Origin of the sequence: Aerococcus urinaeequi (assembly GCF_001543205.1) — a bacterium.
GTDB classification, from domain to species: Bacteria; Bacillota; Bacilli; order Lactobacillales; family Aerococcaceae; genus Aerococcus; species Aerococcus urinaeequi.
On sequence record NZ_CP014162.1, the window covers coordinates 533091 to 556791 of the forward strand.

22 protein-coding genes and 1 tRNA gene are annotated in these 23701 nt (G+C 37.8%); 1 reads left to right on the forward strand and 22 read right to left on the reverse strand.

Translation table 11 applies throughout. From position 1 onward, the window contains the following. Positions 1-88: 88 nt before the first annotated feature. The 8 genes from AWM74_RS02405 to AWM74_RS02440 all read right to left on the reverse strand — a co-directional run bounded on the left by AWM74_RS02405 (position 89) and on the right by AWM74_RS02440 (position 8774). Complete coding sequence (locus tag AWM74_RS02405; RefSeq protein WP_026466493.1) at positions 89-1411, reverse strand: nucleotide sugar dehydrogenase; 1323 nt, start codon at positions 1409-1411, stop codon at positions 89-91. 145 nt (positions 1412-1556) lie between these two features. Further along, positions 1557-2927 carry an MATE family efflux transporter gene (locus AWM74_RS02410; protein WP_026466494.1) on the reverse strand — a complete coding sequence of 457 codons (1371 nt, stop codon included), beginning with the start codon at positions 2925-2927 and terminating at the stop codon, positions 1557-1559. Positions 2928-2972: 45 nt separating this feature from the next. After that, positions 2973-3045: transfer RNA gene (locus tag AWM74_RS02415), tRNA-Arg, on the reverse strand. Between the two features lie 39 nt (positions 3046-3084). Beyond that, on the reverse strand, positions 3085-3846 hold the full coding sequence (locus AWM74_RS02420; RefSeq protein WP_026466495.1) for a glycosyltransferase family 2 protein: 762 nt from the start codon (positions 3844-3846) through the stop codon (positions 3085-3087). An 11-nt stretch (positions 3847-3857) separates the two neighbouring features. Further along, the gene (locus AWM74_RS02425; protein WP_026466496.1) at positions 3858-4967 is read right to left on the reverse strand and encodes a hypothetical protein; all 1110 of its coding nucleotides are present in this window, start codon (positions 4965-4967) and stop codon (positions 3858-3860) included. Then, positions 4968-6254: an O-antigen ligase family protein gene (locus AWM74_RS02430; RefSeq protein ID WP_026466497.1), complete on the reverse strand. Its 1287-nt coding sequence runs from the start codon at positions 6252-6254 to the stop codon at positions 4968-4970. Between the two features lie 44 nt (positions 6255-6298). After that, the gene (locus AWM74_RS02435) at positions 6299-7468 is read right to left on the reverse strand and encodes a glycosyltransferase (protein WP_026466498.1); all 1170 of its coding nucleotides are present in this window, start codon (positions 7466-7468) and stop codon (positions 6299-6301) included. 139 nt (positions 7469-7607) lie between these two features. Continuing rightward, positions 7608-8774: a nucleotide sugar dehydrogenase gene (locus tag AWM74_RS02440; protein WP_026466499.1), complete on the reverse strand. Its 1167-nt coding sequence runs from the start codon at positions 8772-8774 to the stop codon at positions 7608-7610. 170 nt (positions 8775-8944) lie between these two features. Here AWM74_RS02440 and AWM74_RS02445 point away from each other — a divergent pair, with 170 nt between their 5' ends. Continuing rightward, positions 8945-10057 (forward strand): glycosyltransferase family 4 protein, encoded by a 1113-nt coding sequence (locus tag AWM74_RS02445; RefSeq protein ID WP_026466500.1) that lies wholly within the window; start codon positions 8945-8947, stop codon positions 10055-10057. A 70-nt stretch (positions 10058-10127) separates the two neighbouring features. On the opposite strand, the gene AWM74_RS02450 is transcribed toward AWM74_RS02445, so the two are convergent. The 14 genes from AWM74_RS02450 to AWM74_RS02515 form a co-directional block, all read right to left on the reverse strand. Then, positions 10128-11192: an acyltransferase gene (locus AWM74_RS02450; RefSeq protein ID WP_051218297.1), complete on the reverse strand. Its 1065-nt coding sequence runs from the start codon at positions 11190-11192 to the stop codon at positions 10128-10130. 267 nt (positions 11193-11459) lie between these two features. After that, complete coding sequence (gene purR, locus AWM74_RS02455; protein ID WP_034258321.1) at positions 11460-12281, reverse strand: pur operon repressor; 822 nt, start codon at positions 12279-12281, stop codon at positions 11460-11462. Positions 12282-12441: 160 nt separating this feature from the next. Then, positions 12442-13242 (reverse strand): metal ABC transporter permease, encoded by an 801-nt coding sequence (locus AWM74_RS02460; protein ID WP_026466501.1) that lies wholly within the window; start codon positions 13240-13242, stop codon positions 12442-12444. Then, entirely contained in the window at positions 13200-13895 is a 696-nt protein-coding gene (locus tag AWM74_RS02465) for a metal ABC transporter ATP-binding protein (protein ID WP_026466502.1), read from the reverse strand. The genes AWM74_RS02460 and AWM74_RS02465 overlap by 43 nt, the downstream gene beginning before the upstream one ends. Before the next feature lie 32 nt (positions 13896-13927). Further along, complete coding sequence (locus AWM74_RS02470) at positions 13928-14947, reverse strand: metal ABC transporter solute-binding protein, Zn/Mn family (RefSeq protein ID WP_026466503.1); 1020 nt, start codon at positions 14945-14947, stop codon at positions 13928-13930. 154 nt (positions 14948-15101) lie between these two features. Next, complete coding sequence (gene ispE, locus AWM74_RS02475) at positions 15102-15983, reverse strand: 4-(cytidine 5'-diphospho)-2-C-methyl-D-erythritol kinase (RefSeq protein WP_026466504.1); 882 nt, start codon at positions 15981-15983, stop codon at positions 15102-15104. Between the two features lie 162 nt (positions 15984-16145). Beyond that, the gene (locus AWM74_RS02480; RefSeq protein ID WP_003143068.1) at positions 16146-16379 is read right to left on the reverse strand and encodes a Veg family protein; all 234 of its coding nucleotides are present in this window, start codon (positions 16377-16379) and stop codon (positions 16146-16148) included. Positions 16380-16497: 118 nt separating this feature from the next. Continuing rightward, positions 16498-17394 (reverse strand): 16S rRNA (adenine(1518)-N(6)/adenine(1519)-N(6))-dimethyltransferase RsmA, encoded by an 897-nt coding sequence (rsmA, locus tag AWM74_RS02485; protein ID WP_026466505.1) that lies wholly within the window; start codon positions 17392-17394, stop codon positions 16498-16500. 9 nt (positions 17395-17403) lie between these two features. Beyond that, on the reverse strand, positions 17404-18033 hold the full coding sequence (gene rnmV / locus AWM74_RS09530) for a ribonuclease M5 (RefSeq protein WP_034258324.1): 630 nt from the start codon (positions 18031-18033) through the stop codon (positions 17404-17406). Beyond that, positions 18034-18831, reverse strand: coding sequence for a TatD family hydrolase (locus AWM74_RS09535; protein ID WP_026466507.1), 798 nt, complete (start codon positions 18829-18831; stop codon positions 18034-18036). A 62-nt stretch (positions 18832-18893) separates the two neighbouring features. Further along, entirely contained in the window at positions 18894-20912 is a 2019-nt protein-coding gene (gene metG, locus AWM74_RS02500; RefSeq protein ID WP_026466508.1) for a methionine--tRNA ligase, read from the reverse strand. Between the two features lie 206 nt (positions 20913-21118). Beyond that, complete coding sequence (locus AWM74_RS02505) at positions 21119-21640, reverse strand: C40 family peptidase (protein ID WP_026466509.1); 522 nt, start codon at positions 21638-21640, stop codon at positions 21119-21121. 186 nt (positions 21641-21826) lie between these two features. Continuing rightward, positions 21827-23092, reverse strand: a complete 1266-nt coding sequence (gene tyrS, locus AWM74_RS02510; protein WP_026466510.1) for a tyrosine--tRNA ligase — start codon at positions 23090-23092, stop codon at positions 21827-21829. Positions 23093-23510: 418 nt separating this feature from the next. Then, complete coding sequence (locus AWM74_RS02515; protein ID WP_236702843.1) at positions 23511-23690, reverse strand: hypothetical protein; 180 nt, start codon at positions 23688-23690, stop codon at positions 23511-23513. Positions 23691-23701 lie beyond the last annotated feature (11 nt).

A 23701-nucleotide genomic window follows, 5' to 3' on the forward strand; every position in this document is an offset into this window, starting at 1 on the left:
CTTTTACTCATTATATCAAAAATAATAAACGCTTGAGGAATATAGTTAATTTCCCCAAGCGTTTTGTTAGTTTTTTTGTAACCAGCTATTATAGTCTCCAATAGGTGTAGCCATTGTCTATAAAGGCTTGTTTATCTAATACACTCTTCACGTCAATCATAATTTTTTCATCGTTTGGTATATCCGATTTGTAAAGTGCATCAAATTCGTTTAGTGATAAAGTTTTAAATTCGTCATGTCCCACTGCTAAAATAATACAGTCTGCATCTCTCACATCAGATAACTCAGTTAAATCAACATTGTATTCTTTTTTAGCATCTGCTGGATTTGCCCACGAGTCTACCACAGTTGGTTCCATATTATATTCTCGTAAACGAGTAATAATATCATCTACTTTGGAATTTCGTGTGTCTGGTGTATGTTCTTTAAATGTTAGTCCAAGAATGACAACATTTGACTCTTTCGGATTTTTCCCAGCGATGACTAATTTCTTTAGAACTTTATCTGCAATATAACGACCCATGTCATCATTAATTTTACGGCCCGAAGCAACAATTTGGCTATGATAACCTAAATTTTCCGCTTCATAAATAAAATAATAAGGATCTACGCCAATACAATGCCCACCAACTAAACCTGGTGTAAAACCTAAGGCATTCCACTTAGTATTCATAGCATCTACAACATCTTTGGAATCAATACCCATGCGATCAAACACTAAAGCAAGTTCATTCATGAAAGCAATATTGATATCTCGTTGACTATTTTCCACTACTTTAGCCGCTTCAGCAACCTTGATACTTGGTGCTTTATGAATGCCAGCTTTAATTACCAACTCATATACTTTAGCAATTTCATCTACAGCATCATAATTTGCTGCTGAGACTATTTTTACGATATTTTCTAACGTATTTACCTTGTCTCCTGGATTGATTCGTTCAGGTGAATAGCCTACCTGGAAATCTAGACCATGTTTTAATCCAGATTCTTCTTCAAGAATTGGAATACAAACATCTTCTGTGACTCCAGGATAAACAGTTGATTCATAAATAACATATGAGCCCCTAGTCAAGTTTTGACCTAGTGTTTTTGTAGCTGAAGTTACTGGATGCAAGTTCGGTGTCTTATCATGGTTGATAGGCGTTGGCACTGCAACAATATGGAACTTAGCATTCTTTAAATCCTCAGGGTTGTTAGTGAATTGAAGACTTGTTTCTTTGATTGCTTGATCGCCAACTTCTTTGGTTGGATCTTGGCCTTTTAAATATAGGTCAATTTTTTCTTTATTATAATCATAACCAATCGTTTTAATTTTTTTAGCAAAAGCAATCCCAATAGGCATACCTACATAGCCTAAACCAATAATGGAAAGGCTTGTTTCTTTATTTACTAGCTCTTGATAAATACTCATGTTCAATCTCCTTCGTATATATATATATATAGCATCATTATAACAAATAATATGTTGTTTAGAGCTTTATACAACTTAATTTTATCTGAAGAAATCAATCAAAAACCACACAGCCTTCTCTTAGACTTGTGTGGTTTGGAAATTGTTATTCTTCATCCATTTTTATAATTTGTTGGAAGATATCTTGTAACTCTACTCGCTTAACCACTAGAATAATAGCTAAGTACACCGCATAAACAATGAACCCCATATAAATATTCATAAAGTTAGCTGTTAGATAAAAGACTACAACATGACTGATAATTAGCCCCCATTCACTAGCATCACTTTTCAAAGTTTGAAACTCTACGCGAGAAGTATACATATACCATAAGAAATAGCATGCCGTTGTTGCCCACGCGATACCTACCATCGAATGTGTAAGGAAGTAAGCTAGGTAAACAAAGATGAAGGATAGAACAGCATAAGCGATAGAATCACGGATATATTTGCGTTCACTTCTTTTTGCTTTATATAGATTAGAAATTAAAATCTTGGAAATCATAATATAAGGAATAGCCACAAAGGTAATCGATAGTAGTTCAATTGACGATGTATATTTACTGATAAACATTTCAATTATGAATTTAAATACAAAGAACCCTAATCCCCCAAAAATACCTAATAGTAGTGTTAATCGCTTAATAACCTTAGCGACTTTAGGGTTATCTGTTTTAGAAATCATATTATAGAAAACTAATGCAACGGCATTAACAATTAAAATAATTACATTCAACACTGAACTCTGGAATGAATAATAAGCAAATTGTTCTTTAGGGAAATTCCAATTGACTACCCAGTTACCAATATTCCCAACAAATGTCAGTGACATATTTGCTAACAAGATAAGGAATCCAACTTTAAATATTGGGAGCTTATCCGCTACGGTAAATTTTGGATTAAATCCAGACCGCTTAATAAAATTATATTCAAAGTAGATGTACATTAAAACGTAAGAAATAACATTTAGTACAATATAAAACACATAATTATCTGATTGAATAACTAAAATACCAATCAAGAGCATCACTATATAGGAAACACTTCTAAAAATTGACCCTTTGGTAAAGAGACTAAACTGACCTGTAGCTTGGAAGAAATTCCCATGATAAGTTGTCACGTTATTGAAAAATGTCACAATTGAAAATAATATTAGTACTGGATTTTTAGTGACTATTGTTACAGCTAACATCAAGATCAACATCACCAGTTGGAATACATTCGCAAAATTATGCTCATTTTGAATCGTTTCAGGATCTAGCGAGCTAGGATCTGCACCACCGTATTTTATATAAATCCCATCCGCAAAGCCTAAATGGAAAAGGTAGGTAAAGCTAAGATACAGTGTATATTGTCGATAATTACCATAGTCAGCTACGGTCAAAATTGTTGGTAAAATAAAGCCAACAATAAAACTTGTTCCAAATCCAATGATATTGGAAAAGGCTACATTGATTATATTCTTTAGTGTTTTCATTTTTTCCTCGCATTTTAAAATCTATCATCTCTTATTTAATTGTAACGGTCCCGAGAAGATTCGAACTTCCGACACCTCGTTTAGGAAACGAGTGCTCTATCCCCTGAGCTACGAGACCAGATAATGTAAGTGGCTAGGTTAGCCACTTACAATATTATTATAGTCTTCTTAAAATTGCATTCATAACATATGATGCAAAGTAGTAACTTGCTTTAGGTAAGGGTAATTTTTCAAGATTGTAATAGGTATTCCAAGTACGTTTCAGTGCACCAATTCTATCACTAGAGATTGATCCTGCAACTTGTCTGTAGGAATTCAGTGGTAAGGTAATACCGTAAGCTTTAATCCCGGTTTCTCGCATAATCTGTAACCATGTTGCAGTATCTTGCCCTTTGCGTACTAGTGGCATTCTAAAATCACCAATTTGTTCCCGGTCAATCATCACCGTTGAACAAGCAATAGCTGTATTTTTTAGTAAGCCAGTATAATCTAATGATAAAGGTACGTTAGCTTTTTCTTTTAAAACATTTCCCTGTTCATCCACTAATCGAAAGTCAGTGTACGAGAAGGCAATACCGCCCTTTTGCATGAAAGCAATTTGACGAATTAATTTATCACTGTCCCAGGCATCATCTGAGTCAACAAAGGCGATGTATTGGCCCTTACTTGCAGCGATACCCGTATTGCGAGCAACTGCTGCCCCAGAATTTTCGGCTAGATTAATCACTTTAATCCGATTATCTTCTATTGCAAATTCTTCAATGATAAATTGACTATTATCTGTTGACTGGTCATTAACCAATAATAATTCCCAATTGGTATATTCTTGCGCTTGAACACTTTTAATCGTTTCAGCAATAAATCGTTCAGCGTTATAAACAGGCGTTACTATTGAAATTAAATTAGCTTCGAATGTCATCCGTGTTCCTCCTATTTAAAGTGAATAATTTTCACACGTGACTCATACAATTTGCTTAATTCAAATTGATCTTGGAACCAATCTTTATCCGTCTTGCCTGACTCAATAAAGATAATAATTTCTTCTGGTGTCTCATCTTCTATGTTTAGTTGATCTACCACCGACAATTGTTGTGTAGAGAAAGTATTAATTACACCATTTTCTGTTGGCTGTGCTAAGGCGATACGTGTTTTATTGCTAGGAATCATTAACCTATTATTTAAATCTTTCATATTCACTTTATCATCACTTACTAACCAATGGTAATCTTCAAAATCCCAAGAATAGTCATAAGCATAGGTGATTTTCTTACTGAAAAAATGCAATATAAACAGGATGACTGTAGATAAGATAAAGCCCAATACGCCACCCAAGATAGTATAAATAATTAATGAATTACCACTTTCTTGTGGTTGTAATCCAGACAAGGTATCTTTAGTTGGAATCATAATGTTTTCCTCGACAATTAAATCTTCACCGATATCTGGTGCTGATAAGAATGTGATGTCATAATTTTCAAAGAAAGGTACGTTACCATCTGCAACAAATTGGTAGATTGCTTCAGCAACTGCCAAATTTTCCTCTGCAGTTTGTCCAAGTAATACACGCAAAGTTATTTCATCTGTAGAAGTATTTCGCACTGATGCTAGACCACCACGGAAGTCGCGAGACTTTTCTAAGCCAACATTCTCTTGGGCTTCTAAAGTCTTTGTGATATCTACTCCTGAAGATTCTTCAATTTTAGCAACAATATCTGGTCTTGATAAGAATTCATCAAGTATGAAAGAGTTGCCCAAAATCATACCTTCAGGGTTAACACCTACGAAGGAGAATTCCGCAGGTTCTTGTTCATAAACAACAGATAAGTGTTCATATGAAGCTTCAATCTCTTCAGGGGATAACTCTGTATTAGCAGATGTTTCTGCAGTAGCCATACCTACTGCAGTATTTTCAATGTATTGTGTAAGCAACAGACGTGCGCCTATCGTTAATCCCATTATGATTACTGCACCGATAATATTTTTAATTATATTATTTTTAATGAATCGCCATAGTTCAGCGATGATTGTTAACAGACTCATTTATTTTACCCTCATTTTCTTTCCATAAACTTGCACTTCCATAATACCGATATATGCAACAATTAGGCCAAAGAAAACCCAATGCCATTCAATTAACATATTATTGGCACTCGTAATACTTGCACCAATAAATACGAGTAAGAAAGTAATTAAAGCATTCATTACCTTTTGCTGAGTTTTATTGACCGCTCTCTTCAAATCAAATAATCGATAAATCATCAAAGCATAGCCTAATACATATGCAATAAAAACAATCGCACCATAGCCAACTAAGATTTCTAACCACCAATTATGCATATTAAAGATATTATTTGTCGGTAAGGGGCCGAATAATTCCATCCAAGCCTCAATGTTTCCTGCGCCTACACCTAATCCAAATGTTTTTCCAAGATAAACTAGCCCATTTCGCCACATATTCATTCGTCCAACATCTCCAGAAATTACCGGTCTTGGTAAAATATAAATCAGATCAGTGATTAAACTTCTAAATGGTGGAACTAAAGCGAATAATACGAGTACTGAAATCAGAATGATTGCACTCGTATTCATGACTTGTTTGCGTGTAAAATCCCAACTTACACCCAATAGGGCATAAATGGCATAGAAAGCAATAGCCATTAAAAAACTCATTCGTGAACCCGATTGAAAAATTAAAAGTGTAGATAATAATAAACAACCTAATGTCAGTAATTTTTTTAAATTGTTCTTGGTGGTATTCATCAAAATGAGGTTTACTGGCAAAGCTGCGAGCAGCATCGTCGCATAATCATTCTGATTCGCTAAGTATGTAATTGGAATCCGTGTCCACGGTTCTGAAATAAAGGTAGAATATTTATCTAGTTTCCCTAAATCTGCTAGGAAATAAATATTTGTCGTAATTTCAAATAACCCCCAAAGGCTGAGAAAAGTCAACATCACCCAAACTACTTTTATGAGTTTTCGCCACTGTAAATAATTTTTTGTCCATAGAAAGATACCTATGATACTTGATACACCTAGCGTTAGTAACACCATTGCTTGAATCCAAGATCCAATGCTTAAGGCCCAAAGTACGGAACAAAATGCCCATATCCACCAAAAAATATAAACACCAACCATCCCTGTTGCAAATGAATTTGTCCGGATTTTGAATAATTGGCGGTCTTTCAACAAGAAACATATAGCAGTTGGTATAACTAATAGTGAGAAAATTCGATAAATTGAAATTTGACCGATTGGTAGGGTTATTGCGATTAAGTTAGAACCTAGAAATACACTTGCTACTAGGATAGTAAGATATGCTATCAAGACTTAGTCGCCCCCCTTCCAGCAGATAAGTTTTGTATATTATGCTAAATTTGGTAATCATTTATTTTCCCCATAAAGAAATCTACATATAATTTAGCTGACCCTTCATTTGAAAAATTATTATCTTCCAAGGCCTGTAATCTTATCTGTGCATCTGGTATTTCCAATGATGCCATTCTTGCTAATTTCTCAAACCATTGACTAGCTGTATCATCTAAGCCACAAGTGTCTACCATATTTAACCCTAAATTAACTTCAGGTGTAATGGTATTCGACATAACTGTTGGTACGCCTGCCCCTTGAACTTCAACTACTGTTGTAGGTAACCCCTCTGTGAAAGAAGGTAATAATAATACATCCAATGCTGGGTAAAATTCTGATATTGGGCTAATTCGCCCCGTAAATGTGATGATCTCGTTTAAATTCAATTCTGTTACCCGGTCTTTTAAAACTTCTTCCAAATTACCTGATCCAATAATAAAAATTTTTGCATCAATATGATTTTCTTGGATATATTGCGCAATTTCAAAAGTCTTTTCGTGGTTTTTCACTGGCATTAAACGACCTACATGGCCAATCAAAAGAGTTTGATCGTTAATGCCAAACTTGCGTCGCCCAGCTATCTTCATTTGCTGAAAATCAGCATCACTATGGGTATATACCGTTAAATCAATAGAATTCGGAATGACCATTGCGTTATCCATGTCAGTATTCGGTCCATATACAGACTTAATCGCTAATCGACCACATCCTACAACATCAGTCGAGAGACGGGTATTTGATTCTTGATTAAAACGATATAATGCCTTATCCCTTAATGTTTGAATTTTATAGTCATTTACTAAATGGGCATGGATGTAAAAACGATTAATACCATATTTTTTGGCAATTCGATAATAAGGAATCGCACGATAGCCTTCAATATGACAATGGACCAAATCATATTCGTTGTCTTCAAAAGGTTTTGAAAAGGATGCTTTGAATACTTTATAGCCTTCTTTTTTTGGATTTTGAAGACGATAAATGCGGCCACCAGTTGCTTGAATGGCCCTTTCAAATTCATCGCTACATTCATCATACGTCGCTACATCAAAAATAACATCATACTTTGGCATCTGTTGGGCTTTATTCAAAACAAACGAGGAGATCCCCCCTCCGAAGCCACTCATCACATGTAAAATGCGTAATTTTTTTGTTTCTTTCGCCTCTTGCATCTGATACTCCTCACTAATCTATCTCATGTTTTTAATAATCTAGATTATTATACTATAAATTTTATACGATAACCGTCATAAAAAAGAATGTATCTAGAAAAAATTCTAGATACATTGATTTACCTATCTGAATAATGCCTTAATTATTATTGTAGACATCTCGTGTAAATACTTTTTCAGGCACATCAGCCAATTCTTCTGTCATCCGGTTCGTAATGATGATATCAGAATTTTGTTTGAAAGCATTTAAATCAGTAATCACTCTATAATTATCATAAGCGTCTTCTTTCCAAGTTGGCTCATACACAATGACCTCGATACCTTTTTCAGATAATTGATTCATAATGTCTAATACTGCTGATTCACGGAAGTTATCTGAAGATGATTTCATTGTTAAACGGAAAATACCTACTGTTTTAGGTGATTTTTCTGCAACTGTATCTGCTATAAATTGCTTGCGTGTGTTATTAGCTTCTACGATTGCTGAAATAATATTATTTGGTACACCTTCAAAGTTAGCGCGCAATTGTTTTGTATCTTTTGGTAGACAATAGCCGCCATAACCAAATGATGGATTATTGTAGTGGGTACCAATACGTGGGTCTAATGAAATACCGTCAATAATCGATTGACTATTTAGCCCTTTCATTTGTGCATATGTGTCTAATTCATTAAAGAATGATACACGCATGGCTAGGTAGGTATTTGCAAACAATTTCACCGCTTCTGCTTCTGTAGGATTCATAAATAAGATATCAATATCTTCTTTTTCGGCACCTTCTGCCAATAAATCGGCAAATTTATGAGCTTTTTCAGTATGGTCACCTACGATAATACGAGATGGATTTAAATTATCATAAAGTGCTTGACCTTCACGTAAAAATTCTGGTGAGAACATAATACGATCGGTATTTTTTTCTTTGCGCAATCCTTCAGTAAAACCAACTGGAATAGTTGACTTAATCACAATTGGAGCTTGTGTAGCTTGAGCCAGTACATCATCGATAACACTTTCTACCGATGAAGTATCAAATGAGTTACTTGCTTCATCATAGTTTGTTGGTGTGGCAACGATAACTAAATCGGTGTCTTTATAGGCATCATCTTTATCTGATGTTGCACGTAAATTTAATGATTTTGTTGCTAAGTAATGTTCAATTTCTTTGTCAGCGATATGTGCTTGCTTATTATTTAGCATGTCCACAATCGTTGGATTGACCTCTAGAGCAACAACTTCATTGTGTTGTGCAAGTAAAATAGCATTTGCTAATCCCACATATCCTGCTCCCACTACAGTAATTTTCATTTAAATAGCCTCCTGAGTATGTTTATTTTAATTTTTTACGTACTAACATTGTAACACTTGTCCCTAATGCTTTAAAATAAATTATATCATATGATTGAAAGTCTAATTTTTAAAAATTTTTAAATAAGTTTTTGCTATACTAGGTACATAACAAATTGAGGAGCTTATTCATGAAAATTTTACATGCATGTTCGTATTTTTCGACATCACCCCTATTTCAACAATTATTTGACCGTCAAATTGCGGATGGCCATGATATTGATGTTTATGTACCTATTTCAAAACAATACCCGGAGGATAGGATTGCGTCTAACGCACCTTATGCACAAACAGTTCGTGTTTTCGATCAATTCAATCGCTATTTTTATTACCATAAACAAAGAAAGATATTTCGTGATTTAGAAAGTCGTTACAATACTAGTGATTATAATCTAATCCATGCACACTCATTATTCACCAATGGCTATATGGCATATCAAATTCATAAAAAATATGGTACACCTTATGTTGTTGCTGTGCGTAGCAATGAAGTAGAGGACTTTTTCAAAAAAGCCATTTGGGTTCGTCCAATGGGAATAAAAATTTTACAAAATGCAAGTCAGATAATCTTTATTTCACAAAATACTTTTGAAAAAACCTTTAATAAATATATTCCAGAAAATATCAAAGCAGAATTATTAGCAAAGACCCAAGTCATTCCAAATGGTATTGACCAATACTGGCATGACAATGCTTATAAGCACAGATCAGCCTCAACCAATAGTCCGTTAAAAATTGTTTCCACAGCGAAAATTCAAAAAGGGAAAAATTTACTGGACTTAGCTGACTACGTTGCTTCTTACAATCAACATGTCGCACCTGCTGAACTACATGTCATTGGTCCAAATTGGGATCAAGCTGTTTTAGACCAACTTGTTGAAAAACCAGGTGTGACTTATCACGGTCCAATGGATAAAAGCCAACTAGTGGATTTCTATCGCCAAGCGGATATCTTTGCTTTAATTTCCTCACCTGAGACCTTTGGCTTAGTTTATGTAGAGGCTATGAGTCAATCTTTACCTGTTATTTACACTAAAGGTGAAGGATTCGATGGTTTCTTTACTGATAAAGAGGTAGGTGTTTCGGTGGACCGTCACGATAACAAAGCATTCACGGAAGCTGTAGATTTTATTCGTGATCATTACCAAACGATTTCAACTCGTGCATTAAGTGAATCTAAAAAATTTCAATGGGACGACATTCACCAAAAATATCTAGATATTTATCAAGATATTTTAAAATAAAATGCTAGAATATCAAAAAGCATCACCTCAAAAATTGAGATGATGCTTTTTCTTGTAGCTAAAAATAATTTTAAATAATTTCCTTTGAAGAAGTTTTTACTTCCTTCAAAGATAATTTACGATCAATAAAACCATATATGACTTTTTCAAATCGGTTGAAAAGATTAGTCAGAAGCCAGCCTACAATCCAAGAAATCATAAAAACTATAGCCGCTACCATAATAATTGCCGGTATAAAAGTAACCGGTGGCCATTGAATAATTTGATGTACAATTGGTAGATCCCATATAAATTCACGAATTTCTGCTTGCTCGTGAACAAGATAGATACTCAAGACATATGAGGTAATATAGTTGATTCGATGAGATTTCACCTTTATTTTTTTGATATACATAAATATAAAATAAGACATTAATAGTTCAAATGGCCCATTATAATTTAAGAAGTCCGTTGTAGGTATAAGAAATTGAAAAATTCCGGTTATGATTCCTAATACAAAATAAGACATTAAATACTGTTTCGCCGTAAAGTCTTTAATAAAAGCACCGTAAAGTCTAATATATGCGCCTATAAAATATAGTAAAAAGAAAAAGATTAAAGAAAATCCTGAATTAAAAGAAATAATTTCTTGATTTACCACAAAAAATGGCCAAACTGATCCAACTAGTAAGGATAAGGTTAGGAATTGCTGATATTCTTTTTTACTAAACATATGAATGATTTTATTTAGAAATGGTATAAACAGATATAAAGCAAAGTAATTGGAAATAAACCAATATTCTCCACGAAGGGTTGCAAAAAGTTTCCCGATAATTCGCCAAATGTTGAAATCTATTGCACCAAAAGCCATTAATACTGTAACCAAGATGGCTGAAATAAACCCAGGTAGTAAAGCTACATTTAATATTTTTCGTAATTTTAATTGTTTTGAGTAGATAGAAAAATAACCTGTAATAATAATATAGACATTCACACAAACATAAATTAAGGATCGGAGTATCGTGAGTAGGAACTCATTCGCTCCAGTTATTGGAATGCCATCAGCCATAATATAATGAGTAGTCACATGAGATATCACTATCATAAACATGGCGATGATTCTAAGTAATTCAAAATTTTGCTGTCGTTCCTTCATTTATACTTACCCTTCCCATCAATAAAATTTATATTTCACTTATAATTATTAAGTCTATCACTTTCAAGATGTAAAACCTAGTTGAAAACTTTTACTTCAAAATCAAGAAAAACACCTACTTTATTCAAGTAGATGGTCATCATCCTGTGGACCAAATAGCATTACCACTTTGCCATCACCACTGATGGTATTCGCTTAAACTAGAATACAAAAAAACACTAGAAACTTAACCGTCTCTAGTGTTTTTACTAATAATTAAAAGTTTTATTAATCTCTAAACATTGTGCCTAAAGTCAATTCGAATCCTTTAGCAAATGATGGATCCTTTTGGACTTTGATTAATGACTCATATTCAAAGTCAATCTCACGGTCTGGTGTATCAGACTCACATAATACAGCAATCCCTGCACACGTTGAGTTAAATTCTTTCAACATTGAATTCATTCCGGTAATCGTTCCACCACCGTTCAAGAAGTCATCAATGACTAACACGTGCGAACCTTGTGGTAGTGAAGACTTTGTTAATTCCATTTTTTCTACGCGGGTTGTCCCTTTGGTAGCATAGTTGATGGAGACTGTTGAGCCTTCAGTTACTTTTGAGTCACGACGCACAATAACGAATGGGATGTTCAGATATAGTGCAACCATTTGTGCGATTGGCACACCTTTTGTTGCAATAGTCATGATGGCTGTTGCTTTTGATTCTGCATAATAACTTGCAATGATTTTACCTATTTTGCGTAACTGATCTGGGTCACTTAACAAGTCAGTTAGATAGAAGTATCCACCTGGTAGAATCCGGTCATCTGCAGCTTCTAATTGGTAAATTAGATTTTCCACTTCAACAATCGCGTCTTCTTTTGACATTGTTGGAATATAGATGACACCACCAGCAGCTCCAGCTACAGTTTCGATTCTTCCAAATCCACTTAATTCAAATTGTTCTTTTAAAATCGTCAAATCTTCAGAAATGGATGATTTCGCTGATTCGTAACGTGACACAAAAAACGTTAATGACACCAACTTGTGTGGGTGTGATAATAAATATTGTGTCATGTCCACTAGTCGCGGGCTACGTTTGATTTTCATATAGTCCAACCTTTCAAATTCTTTTATATTGATATTTATTATATATTGAATCTAGTCAATTTGAAAGGAAAATTTATGATAATGTTCGTTTATTTTTTGTAAATGACATAAAAATGAGCTAATTCTCGAAAGAACTAGCTCATTTCCTAAACATTCGTAATTAGCCTTTAGTGATTTTAAGAAAACCACTTTCGATAATGAATATTAAAACGAAGATGGCAACAATTGTTGCACCTGGTGGTGTGTCTAAATAGTAAGACGTTGTCAGCCCAGCAAACATCCCAAACATGGCAATGATCACACCGACGATAATGACTGAATCAAAGTTTTTCACTAGTCGTAACGCAATGGCTGCTGGCATAACGATAATCGCAGATACCAGTAGTGACCCTGCAATTGGCATGATTAAGGCAATGGCCATCCCAGTAATAATTGAAAAAATGACTGAGATCATTCGAACGGGCAAACCTGCCGTGTAGGCGGTGTTTTCGTCAAATGAAACGAGGTATAAAGGCCGTTTAAAAATTAAGTAGCCAGCTACAATAAATACCGCTAATCCAACCAAGATATAGACTTGTAGTGACGAAACGGTCACGATAGAACCAAATAGGTAGGCGTTAATAGAGGCTGCTGAATCCACTTGGTTCAATAGTAGTAAGGCTAAAGCCATCCCACCAGACATCATCATGGCAACCGATATATCTGAATAATGGGCATAGACGACCCGCAAGTATTCTAAGATTAAGGCAGCTGCCGCTACGAACAAGATGGTCGTAATGGTTGGTTCAACCCCTAGTAAATAACCGAAAGCCACTCCGGCTAATGAAATATGGGCTAAGGTATCCGCCATTAATGATTGCTTGCGCATGATTAATAGGAGACCTAGGATCGGGGAAATAAATGAAATAGCGGTCGCGGCTATGAATGCCCGCCCCATGAACTCGTACTGAAACATCTCCACGGCGAATTCTCCTCTCTTACTAAATGCACACGTTTATCATAGTATTCATCAATAATATTGTCATCATGAGTTACCATCAAAATAGCTTTCCCATGTTTTTCTGTGTTATGACGTAATAGGTCATAAAAGGCCGCACGGGAATTCTTATCCATCCCTGTTGTCGGCTCATCTAAAATGAATAAATCTGGATCAGTCGCGAAGACGCGCGCTAAACCTACTCGCTGTTTCTGTCCACCAGAAAGGTCCCCAATTTTTTTATTGCGTTGTTCTTCCATACCGACCGATTTTAAGGCTCTTTCGATATGTAATTTGTCGTTGTCATCTAGTTTTTTAAACCAACGATCTTGTTGGAAACGACCAGAAGCCACAAATTCATAGACTGTACTTGGAAAACCAGCATTAAAGCTGTTCAAAGTTTGCGGCACATAGCCGATTTGTAATTTTTGACCCGAGTCATTGGTTTTAGAAATTGTAGCGGACCCTTGATCAGGTGATAAAAGGCCAAGTATATTGCGTAATAAAGTTGATTTGGCGGCGCCATTTTCCCCGGTGAGGATGACAAATTCACCCTGGTCTACGGTAAAGGAAATGTCGTTTAATACGGGTTCGTTATCCCATGAAAAGCCTAAATTTTTCACCTCAATGTAGTGCATGGTATCCCTCCTTTTCTTAATGGTTAAACTATTTATTGAACGCCTTCGGCTAAACTTTCAAGATTGGCTTTTATAATAGCGATAAAGCCGTCGCCGTCAGCTGGATATTGACTAGTGTCAACACTCTCCATTGACTGCAATTCACCTACTGTACCGCCCACTTCTGACGCGATAGTGGTCGCAATTTCAGTAGCACCACCAGCTTGACCGTAGATGACAGAAATATTGTTTTCTTCCATATAAGAAACGATTTCTGCAATACGTTTAGGCGATGGCTCAGCTGACTCCGTCACACCTGTAACTGCTGCTTGGTGTAGACCGTAGCGGTTTGCTAGGTAACCAAAGGCTGCGTGTTGGGTAAGGAAAGTTTTAGTTTCTGCTGATTCAAATAGGCTGGCGTACTCATCGTGAACGGCCATCATATCGCTGGCAAATTGTCCCGCGTTTTCTTGGTAAGTTTCAGCGTTATCAGGATCTGCTTCCGTTAATGCATTGGTAATTGTCTGTGCTTCAGTGACCGCATTGACAGGGTCTAACCAAGTGTGTGGGTCCGTCTCGTGACTGTGGCCCTCGTGGTCGTGGTCTTCCTCTGTTTCAGCATCAGTATCCTCATCTGTATGTTCTTCTTCAGAATGTTCTTCAGTCTCTTCTTCAGAAGTCGTTTCTCCGACTGTTTCCACATCACCATCGATCAATTCAACTTCTGAAGCTGCTTCAATAATGACTAAATCTGGGTTATCAATCGATTCTAATAAAGTTGGTACAAAGGTTTCCATGTCTTCACTGTTATAAACAAAGACATCTGCTTCATTTAAAGTCGCAATATCTTGCGCACTCGGCTCATATTCATGGGCATCCGCATTCTCCATCATAACCGTTACCTCAGCACTATCCCCAACCACTGCATTGGTTAAAGCTTGCATTGGGTAAAAAGTCGTTATAATCTGTAAGCTATCATCATCACTTGATGTAGATGCCCCATTACCACATGCTGCCAAAAAGGCGATGGCTGATAAAGCTAACAGCCTAACTAATCGTTTAAATTTATTCACAATGTTCTCCTTTTAAAGATTACTATCTATATATATATGAATACTTCTTCATTAAATCGTAACCGGTACGATTTGACAAAAGCTAATATAGCATACTTACAAAAAGCAAGCAAGTAAAAAAGGACGAGTTTTAGCTCGACCCTTCCCTTAAAATTTATTTATCTTTGAACGCTTCGTTTATTTCAGGCATGACCCGGACCATATAAACTTCCTGGCAAAAGCCGCGTAAGGCATTATAAATCCGTTGGCCACGGCTGTAAACCTGGGTAAAGCCGATGATTGTTGGCCCTGACCCAGACATCGTAACCCCATCAGCACCAAAATCGAGCATTTGTTGTTTCAGCCTGGCTAATTTAGGATGCTGGCTAAAGGTTACTGGTTCCAAGGAATTGCCAATCGCTGCCATCAGGTCTTCATAAGACCCTGACTCTAAGGCTGCCAGTACTTTCGGCGCATTGGGTTCGTAGTTTAACCGTTCAACATCTAGTTGGTTGAAAATTTTCCGCGTTGAAACTGAGATAGCTGGTTTAGCAAGAATAATCCAACATTTGGGTGCTGGTTGAATTTGGCGGATTTTTTCCCCTCGCCCTTCTACCAAAGCCGTGCCGCCCGCAATCGAATAAGCCACATCTGATCCAACCTGGTTAGCCAACGCCTGCAAGTCTTTCAAGGGTAAGTTAATATCCCATAGGGTGTTGAGTTTACGAAAAACTGCTGCTGCATCCGTTGACCCACCGCCTAACCCCGCTGCGACAGGGATCCGCTTTTCAATTGAGATGTGCACGCCCGTCTTGATATTGCCCACTTTTTTCATGAGTTGGGCCGCTTGATAGGCATGGTTGCGGTTATCTTCTGGCAAAAAGGCTCGACTTGTCTCCACGATAATCTTGTCTTCTGGAATCAGCTCAAAAGTTAGGTAATCTGACAAATCGATTGACGCCATCACCATGGCCACTTCATGATAATTGTCTGAGCGACGAAATAATATATCTTGAGCAAGGTTGATCTTTGCCGGTGCTACTTCTCCCTCGATCATAAGCAAACCTCCCGTCCAATATTTTTTCCGTATAATTACTAATAAGTTTACCAAAAATATCACGGATTAAAAAGAAAAAAACCACAATATCAAGCACTTCACAGATGAAGCTAGATACTGACGGTTTTCAATGTCGTATATAATATATATCATTTCAATCGCTTATTCGAATTCAATTTCGACTGATTCAGTTAACACATCGGAATAGCTATAGCAGATGCGTTCAAATTTGTTTTCTTCTTGGTCTAGTTCAACCACGAAAACAGCAGGGAAAGTGTCACTTAGCACCCCTTGGCGTTTCATCACGCGTTTACGACCAATCTGTTGTGTTAGATGGACGCGTTCACCGATTTTTCCTTCAAGTTCCGCTTTGATAGTTGCAATATTATTTGGCATGCCCTCACCTCTCTACCTTACAGTATACCATAAAATGCAAGATATTTAAATACCATTTTTGTCTTTTATTGTCAACAATTATAATGGTAAATTAGGTGAGAATTTTAGCCAAATGTTCTTAATCTTGGAAGGTCAAATCTTCTTTGTACAGGGCGTCTGCCAAGTGTCCAAAATCTGCAATCGTTAAAGTTTCCGCTCGTTGCTTTTGGTCAATACCTGCAACTTCAAGGGCTTTTAACATTTTTTCAACCACGACTTCCTCTTTTCCAAAGGCAGCACGTAAGTTATTCCAGATGGTCTTACGGCGTTGTTTGAAGCTTGACCGTACTAAGTGGAAGAAAAATGCTTCATTTTCAACAGTAATTCTTGGTTTATCCAGTTTGTTTAAGGCCAAGATAGCCGAATCTACGTTAGGTTGTGGGTTAAAAACAGTCCGCGGTACAGTAAAGGCGATTTCCGCGTCACAGTAGTATTGAATAGCTACTGATAATGACCCGTAAGCCTTTGTTCCTGGGGCTGCTGTCAATCGTTCTGCTACCTCTTTTTGCATCATCAAGATGAATTGGTCGAAGTGGAAGCTAGCTTCAAGTAAATTGAAGATAATCGGTGTTGTAATATAATATGGCAAGTTAGCCACTACAACCGTCCGCTCAGCAGGTGGGAAGGCCGCCATTGTCGCGTTCAAGTCCGCCTCCAAGATATCTTGGTGCTTGATTGTTACATTGTCGTAGTCACTTAGGGTATCTGCTAAAACTGGCAACAAGCGTTGGTCAATTTCAAAAGCCAATACTTCCTTAGCATTGATAGCTAAAAACTCCGTTAAAGCCCCAATCCCCGGTCCGATTTCAATAGCATTGGTATCCTTGTCCACCCCTGCCACGTCCACCATATGTTGTAGGATTTGCGGTTCAGTCAGGAAGTTTTGTCCTAAAGACTTTTTCGCATCTAAATTGAATTTCTTTAGGATAGCACCCGTTCTTGATGGCGTTGCAATATATTTAAATGGTTCATTCATAATTTTCACCTATTTCTTTTGGTAATTTTCAAGCACTGCTGCCACTTGGTCTAATGATATCTGGAAAAGGGCTAACCGTTTCGCAAGCTGTTTGCCGTTGACATAACCCAAGTGTAGCTGGCTTGATAAGTATTCTCTTCTGTCTTTGGCATCCGGCGTCCCAATCAACCTCAAGGCAATCAAGTCTTTTTGTGCGATAGGTTCAACCGCGTTTCCTGCTGGATCAGCCAACTGGTAAACATTGACCAACGCTTTTTCAATCGCTGAATCAGAGGCATGCTCAACCCCTAAACTCCCCTTGTGACTTGGTTTCGCTTCATCTCGTTCAATAAAGGCATGTTGAACACCAGGTACAGCATCCACAACCGCTTGACGAATCTTAGTGCCTGAGATATCTGGATCTGTAAAGACAATCACCCCATGGAGTTCATGAGCTTTCTTGATTTCAAGCAAGGTACGTTCATCAACTGCTGACCCGTTAGTTTCAATAGTTGTGACTTGGTAGAGCCGGTTCAACCGTTGGGTATCTGACTTGCCCTCAACTACAATCACCTGTTTAATCTGTTTCTTTTGTTTTGCAGATGGATTTTCAGCTTTCGCCATCTCTCCCTGTTTGTCTTCAGCTGTCATATCACGCATCTACTTTCTTTTGACCAATTGTTGGCCATCAAAATCCAATGCGAATACATCCAAAGCATTTTGGAAGGTTTGCGCTTCAAAATCTGCAATTGAACTTTCACGTGTTGTTGCCAAGGTCTCTGCCACATAGGCTACAAAGGCTGATTCATTACGTTTGCCCCGTTTTGGTACCGGCGCTAAATACGGCGAATCTGTCTCAATCAAAATCTTATCATCAGGCACCAATTTCGCAGCTTCCCGCACTTCCCCCGTTTTTTTGAAGGTCGATACCCCAGAAAAAGAGACATGCATGCCTAAATCTAGGAATTTCTCGACCCATTCAGGTGTTTCACCAAAGGAATGCATAATGCCACCGAAGTCGCCCACTTTTTCTTCTTTTAAAATGCGGTAACAATCAGCCGTCGCGTCCCGGTTATGGATGACAATAGGCAACTGTAATTCGCGGGCAATCGCTAGTTGACGGCGGAAAACTTTTTCTTGTACGTCACGGGGACTAGTATCCCAGTAATAATCCAAGCCTGTTTCCCCAAGCGCCACTACCCGGTCATCTTCTAAAGTAGATAATAGGTATTTTTCAGCATCAGCATTGTAATCCACCGCTTCAGTTGGATGCCAACCGTAAATTCCAACCATGTCCCCATTTTCCTTGACCATTTCTTGGGCTCGGTTAATGGTATTGTAGTTAAAACCTACTAAGGCAAAGCCTTTTACCCCAGCATGTCTAGCCCGAGTGATGGTTTCATCGCGGTCGTCATTAAAATCATCTACATTTAAATGTGTGTGCGTATCAAATAACATAGTTTTCCTTTCTTAACTTAGAAAAAGGGACTGTGACAACCAGCCCCTTCTTCGCGTTATCTTTAAGCTATTTCACTACCATTTGCAGCATCTTCAGGTGCAAATACTACTTGTAGTTTACCCTCGTGTTCTGCGGAAAGGATCATTCCTTGAGAAACTTCACCCTTCATCTTACGTGGTTTCAAGTTGGCGATGATGCAAACTTTTTTCCCGATTAAAACACTTGGATCTGGATAGAATTCACGAATACCAGATAGGATTTGACGGTGACCCTTGTCCCCTGCGTCCAATCTGAATTTCAATAATTTGTCTGCCCCTTCAACGAAGTCAGCATCAATCACTTCAGCAACCTTGATTTCAACTTTATCAAATACGTCATATTTGATTTGACTATCTTTAACGGATACCAATTCAGTTTCTTCAGGGTTGAAGCTTTCGTCTTCTTCCTCGTCGCCAGCTGGTTTATTAGCAGCCATTTGCGCTTGGATATAAGCTACTTCTTCATCGTGGTCTAGACGTGGGAAGATTGGTTGCCCTTTTTCAACTACTTTCGCAGTTTCTGGGTATAAACCAACTTTGGCATTTTCAAAACCTGCGTCAGCGTCAAAATCTAAACCTAATTGTTCAAAGATGTTAGCTGGTGTTTCAACCATGACTGGTTGGATTAGGATGGCAATAACACGTAATGAGTCCACCAAGTGGTACATCACTGATTGTAATTTACTTATTTCTGCTTCATCTTTGGCCAAGATCCAAGGCGCTGTTTCATCAATATATTTGTTGGTACGAGAGATCATTTCCCAAACGTGGTCTAAGGCTACACTGAATTGTAGGTCATCCATTGATTGACGGTATGCAGCTACTTCAGATGTGATTAGGTCTTCTAATGGTGCATCAAAGTCAGTAATTTGACCTGGGTAAGCACCCACTTGACCACCCAAGTACTTGTTAACCATTGAAACAGTACGGTTCAATAAGTTTCCTAAGTCATTCGCTAAGTCATAGTTAATACGGTTGATGAAGTTGTCAGGGGTAAAGATCCCGTCATGACCAAATTTCACTTCGCGCATCAAGTAGTAACGTAAGGCATCTAGACCGTAACGTTCAACTAGCATTTCTGGGTAAACAACGTTCCCTTTAGATTTAGACATTTTACCGTCTTGCATCAATAACCAACCGTGGCCAAAGATTTGTTTTGGTAGTGGTAAGTCTAATGCCATCAACATAATTGGCCAATAAATCGTATGGAAACGAACGATTTCTTTACCTACAAAGTGGATATTTGCTGGCCAGTATTTGTCAAAGTTTTCAGCATCCGCATTTGGGTAGCCTAAGGCTGTAATATAGTTCGCCAAAGCGTCAATCCAAACGTAGACAACGTGTTTAGGGTTAGATTTAACTGGCACACCCCAGTTGAATGATGTACGTGAAACCGCCAAGTCTTCTAAACCTGGTTTAATGAAGTTGTTGATCATTTCATTTTTACGGGTTTCAGGTTGGATAAATGTTGGGTTCTCTTCGTAGTATTGTAGTAAACGATCAGCGTATTTACTCATCTTGAAGAAGTAAGATTCTTCTTTCACTAATTCTACGTCATGACCAGATGGCGCTTTACCACCGATTACTTTGCCATTTTCATCTTTGTAAACTTCTTCTAATTGGGTTTCAGTGAAGAACTCCTCATCAGAAACTGAGTACCAACCTTCATATTCACCTAGGTAAATATCACCTTGTTCTAATAAGCGTTCGAAGATGTATTGAATGGCTTCAATATGTTGTTGGCTTGAAGTACGCATGAAAGTATCGTTTGAAATCTTCATTGTCTTCCAAAGTTCTTGCATGTCAGCCGCCATACCATCAACGTATTCTTGCGGTGAAATACCTTGTTCTTCAGCTTTTTGTTGGATTTTTTGTCCGTGCTCGTCTGCACCAGTTAAGAACATTACATCAAAACCGTTCGCACGTTTGTAACGCGCAAGTGTGTCAGATGCTACTGTTGTATATGTATTTCCGATATGTAATTTACCACTTGGATAATAAATCGGTGTTGTAATATAAAATGTTTCTTTATTTTCAGCCACGAATGAGTGCCCCCTAATATTTGTCTATTCTCTTTCCGTAATAGTATATCATAATCTACCAGTATTTTAAGGGGTTTCGACGACATTTACGATCACCCGTGTCATGAATAATTGATAATGTCCTAATGATTCAATTCGAAAAATGGCAAACTTGCTCTAAGCTGATTCACTAGTCTACCTACTTGTCTACTTGCTAGACTACTTGCTTACAGGTCGTTAATCACCCGGTTAGCGAACTGTGGGGCAAAGCGGCCGACATGACCGTATGAAACAGATTTCCCCGGACTTGGGGCATGTAAATAATAGCCATCCGCGAGTGCCAAGGCGACGTGGTAAACCTGGTCGTCTTCTTCAAAAAAATACAGGTCGCCTGGTTGAACATTGTTTAAGTCTACAGGTTGGCCAAAATATTGCTGTTGGTTGGTTGTGCGTGGCATATATAAGCCGTTTTCCTTAAAAATATATTCAATAAAACCGGAGCAATCAAAACCAGATAGGTCGTTACCACCCCAAATATAAGGAGTGCCAATCAAGTCATTGGCTGTGGTCAGGACGGCTTGCCGTTTAGTAGTTGTAGTATTGAATAGTAGTTGCGCATTTTGGTCGCTAGCTGGTAGAGACGCTATTGTGCCCTTCCCCTTGGCATGAATGGCTTGTGCTGGAAAGGCGAGTGCAGCCACTGTATATAAGGCGGTCAGCAAGTATAAGAAACTTCTTTTTTTAAACATATCGATCACTCCTTTTATGGTTATTACAGGGCTATCATATCAGGTTGAAATCCTTGTTACTATAGGATTTACACAAGTTTTACCAAGCGTTTATTTGTTTTTTTACGTATACGTTGTGGGTTCAAAGTGCTGTCAAAAAAAGACCTGAACCGGAGTCCAAGTCTTTCATCGTTTCTATATCAATGTTTACGCGCCTTCGATGGTAACTAAGAAGTATTTTTTCTTACCGCGACGAACGACGATGTATTTGCCTTCGATGGCGTCTGTTGCTGAGATTTCGTAGTCGACGTCTTGTAGGCGTTGGCCGTTGATGTAGATGGCGCCGTTGTTGATGTCTTCACGTGATTGACGACGTGATCCTTCGATGCCTGCGTCTACTAACCAAACGGCTAAATTGTTGCCTTCTTTAGGCATTGTCGATCCTGGCATGTTACCGAAACCCTGTTCAATTTGTTTGGCTGATAGGTCTGCGATATTGCCTGAGAATAAGGCTTCTGTGATGGTTTGGGCATCTTGTAAGCCTGATTGACCGTGAACAAAAGTAGTCATTTCTTCTGCTAGCCGACGTTGTGCTTCACGTTTTTCTGGTTCACTAGCTACTTTTTCTTCTAGGGCATCGATTTCTTCTTTGCTTAAGAAGGTAAAGTATTTCAAGTATTTCACGACGTCTGCATCGTTTTGGTTTAACCAGAATTGGTAGAATTCGTATGGTGACGTTTTTTCTGGGTCTAGCCAAATCGCACCACCAGCTGTTTTACCGAACTTAGTGCCGTCCGATTTCAACATTAATGGAATAGTTAATCCAAAGGCTTCTGCGTCGGCACCAGCTTCTTTACGGATTAATTCTAGACCTGATGTGATGTTCCCCCATTGGTCGGCCCCACCGATTTGTAGACGAACGTCTTCGTTTTCAAATAGGTGTAAGAAGTCCATTGATTGAAGGATTTGGTATGAGAATTCTGTAAATGAAATCCCTGTTTCTAAACGTGAAGCAACGATGTCTTTTTTGATCATGGTATTCACGTTGAAACGTTTCCCAATATTACGTAAGAAATCAAGTAAAGTCAGGTTTTTAGTCCAGTCGTAGTTGTTGACCATACGGAAGTCGGCATCTTTTTCTTTTAGGAATAAGTTTTCCATTTGACCAGCTAATTTGCGGGCGTTGTCTTCTACTTGTTCCATAGATTGTAGGTTACGTTCTTCCGATTTACCTGAAGGGTCACCGATTGAACCTGTCGCTCCCCCAATTAAGATAACTGGACGGTGTCCTGCTAATTGGAATCGTTTAAGGACCATAAATGGAATTAAGTGACCGATATGTAGTGAGTCACCAGTTGGGTCAACACCGCAGTATAGGCTGATTTTGTTGTCTTTGATGTAGGCTTTTAGGCCGTCTTCGTCAGTTTGTTGGTTGATGGCACCGCGCCATTCTAATTCTTCAATAATGTTCATGTTTTTCGCTCCTTTTTCCTTTTATAAAAATAAAAAAGCCCCTGCCCTAAGCTCTTCCAATTGGAAAAACCTAGACAGGGACGATTAATTACCGTGTTACCACCCAAATTGTTATAAACATTTAGTTTACAACCTCTCTTTGTGCGTTATCGGGCACTAGTCGGCGGAATTTGTACTACTATGTGTAATTCACTATCAATCCTTGACTAGTTTTCACTCACCACTAGTTCGCTAATTACCAGATTCATCGCTACTCCACCAATTAAATTGGTGCCATAGTGCATTCCTTGCACAAGATTATTTGCGTGTGAAACTTTCGCTTCTCACTGAATTTTATCAAAGTCATTGGATAAGTCAAGCAGTTTTGAAGTCTTTTTCTACTATCGATTGATACTGATATGCTATCTTTTCTATCCAACTACCATTCTTCGTGGTTCCATGCTAGGCCGTCTAATTGGCCTTGGGCTTGGAATAGACGTTTGTCGGTTTCTGCGATTTCAGCTTTCACTTTTTTTAGTATGGCGATTGTTGCATAGTCTGTTGCTGTTTCGATGGCTTGATCAATGATCGCCTCTGTCCATTTCAAGTCATTTTCCATTCGGGTTCTAG

What these genes read in the sequence shown, in the direction of transcription:
- AWM74_RS02405 (WP_026466493.1), bottom strand. Translation starts at nt 1,411, where the DNA reads ATGAGTATTTATCAAGAGCTAGTAAATAAAGAAACAAGCCTTTCCATT.
- AWM74_RS02410 (WP_026466494.1), bottom strand. Translation starts at nt 2,927, where the DNA reads ATGAAAACACTAAAGAATATAATCAATGTAGCCTTTTCCAATATCATT.
- AWM74_RS02420 (WP_026466495.1), bottom strand. Translation starts at nt 3,846, where the DNA reads ATGACATTCGAAGCTAATTTAATTTCAATAGTAACGCCTGTTTATAAC.
- AWM74_RS02425 (WP_026466496.1), bottom strand. Translation starts at nt 4,967, where the DNA reads ATGAGTCTGTTAACAATCATCGCTGAACTATGGCGATTCATTAAAAAT.
- AWM74_RS02435 (WP_026466498.1), bottom strand. Translation starts at nt 7,468, where the DNA reads ATGCAAGAGGCGAAAGAAACAAAAAAATTACGCATTTTACATGTGATG.
- AWM74_RS02440 (WP_026466499.1), bottom strand. Translation starts at nt 8,774, where the DNA reads ATGAAAATTACTGTAGTGGGAGCAGGATATGTGGGATTAGCAAATGCT.
- AWM74_RS02445 (WP_026466500.1), top strand. Translation starts at nt 8,945, where the DNA reads ATGAAAATTTTACATGCATGTTCGTATTTTTCGACATCACCCCTATTT.
- AWM74_RS02450 (WP_051218297.1), bottom strand. Translation starts at nt 11,192, where the DNA reads ATGAAGGAACGACAGCAAAATTTTGAATTACTTAGAATCATCGCCATG.
- purR (WP_034258321.1), bottom strand. Translation starts at nt 12,281, where the DNA reads ATGAAAATCAAACGTAGCCCGCGACTAGTGGACATGACACAATATTTA.
- AWM74_RS02465 (WP_026466502.1), bottom strand. Translation starts at nt 13,895, where the DNA reads ATGCACTACATTGAGGTGAAAAATTTAGGCTTTTCATGGGATAACGAA.
- ispE (WP_026466504.1), bottom strand. Translation starts at nt 15,983, where the DNA reads ATGATCGAGGGAGAAGTAGCACCGGCAAAGATCAACCTTGCTCAAGAT.
- AWM74_RS02480 (WP_003143068.1), bottom strand. Translation starts at nt 16,379, where the DNA reads ATGCCAAATAATATTGCAACTATCAAAGCGGAACTTGAAGGAAAAATC.
- rsmA (WP_026466505.1), bottom strand. Translation starts at nt 17,394, where the DNA reads ATGAATGAACCATTTAAATATATTGCAACGCCATCAAGAACGGGTGCT.
- rnmV (WP_034258324.1), bottom strand. Translation starts at nt 18,033, where the DNA reads ATGCGTGATATGACAGCTGAAGACAAACAGGGAGAGATGGCGAAAGCT.
- AWM74_RS09535 (WP_026466507.1), bottom strand. Translation starts at nt 18,831, where the DNA reads ATGTTATTTGATACGCACACACATTTAAATGTAGATGATTTTAATGAC.
- AWM74_RS02505 (WP_026466509.1), bottom strand. Translation starts at nt 21,640, where the DNA reads ATGTTTAAAAAAAGAAGTTTCTTATACTTGCTGACCGCCTTATATACA.
- tyrS (WP_026466510.1), bottom strand. Translation starts at nt 23,092, where the DNA reads ATGAACATTATTGAAGAATTAGAATGGCGCGGTGCCATCAACCAACAA.
- AWM74_RS02515 (WP_236702843.1), bottom strand. Translation starts at nt 23,690, where the DNA reads ATGGAAAATGACTTGAAATGGACAGAGGCGATCATTGATCAAGCCATC.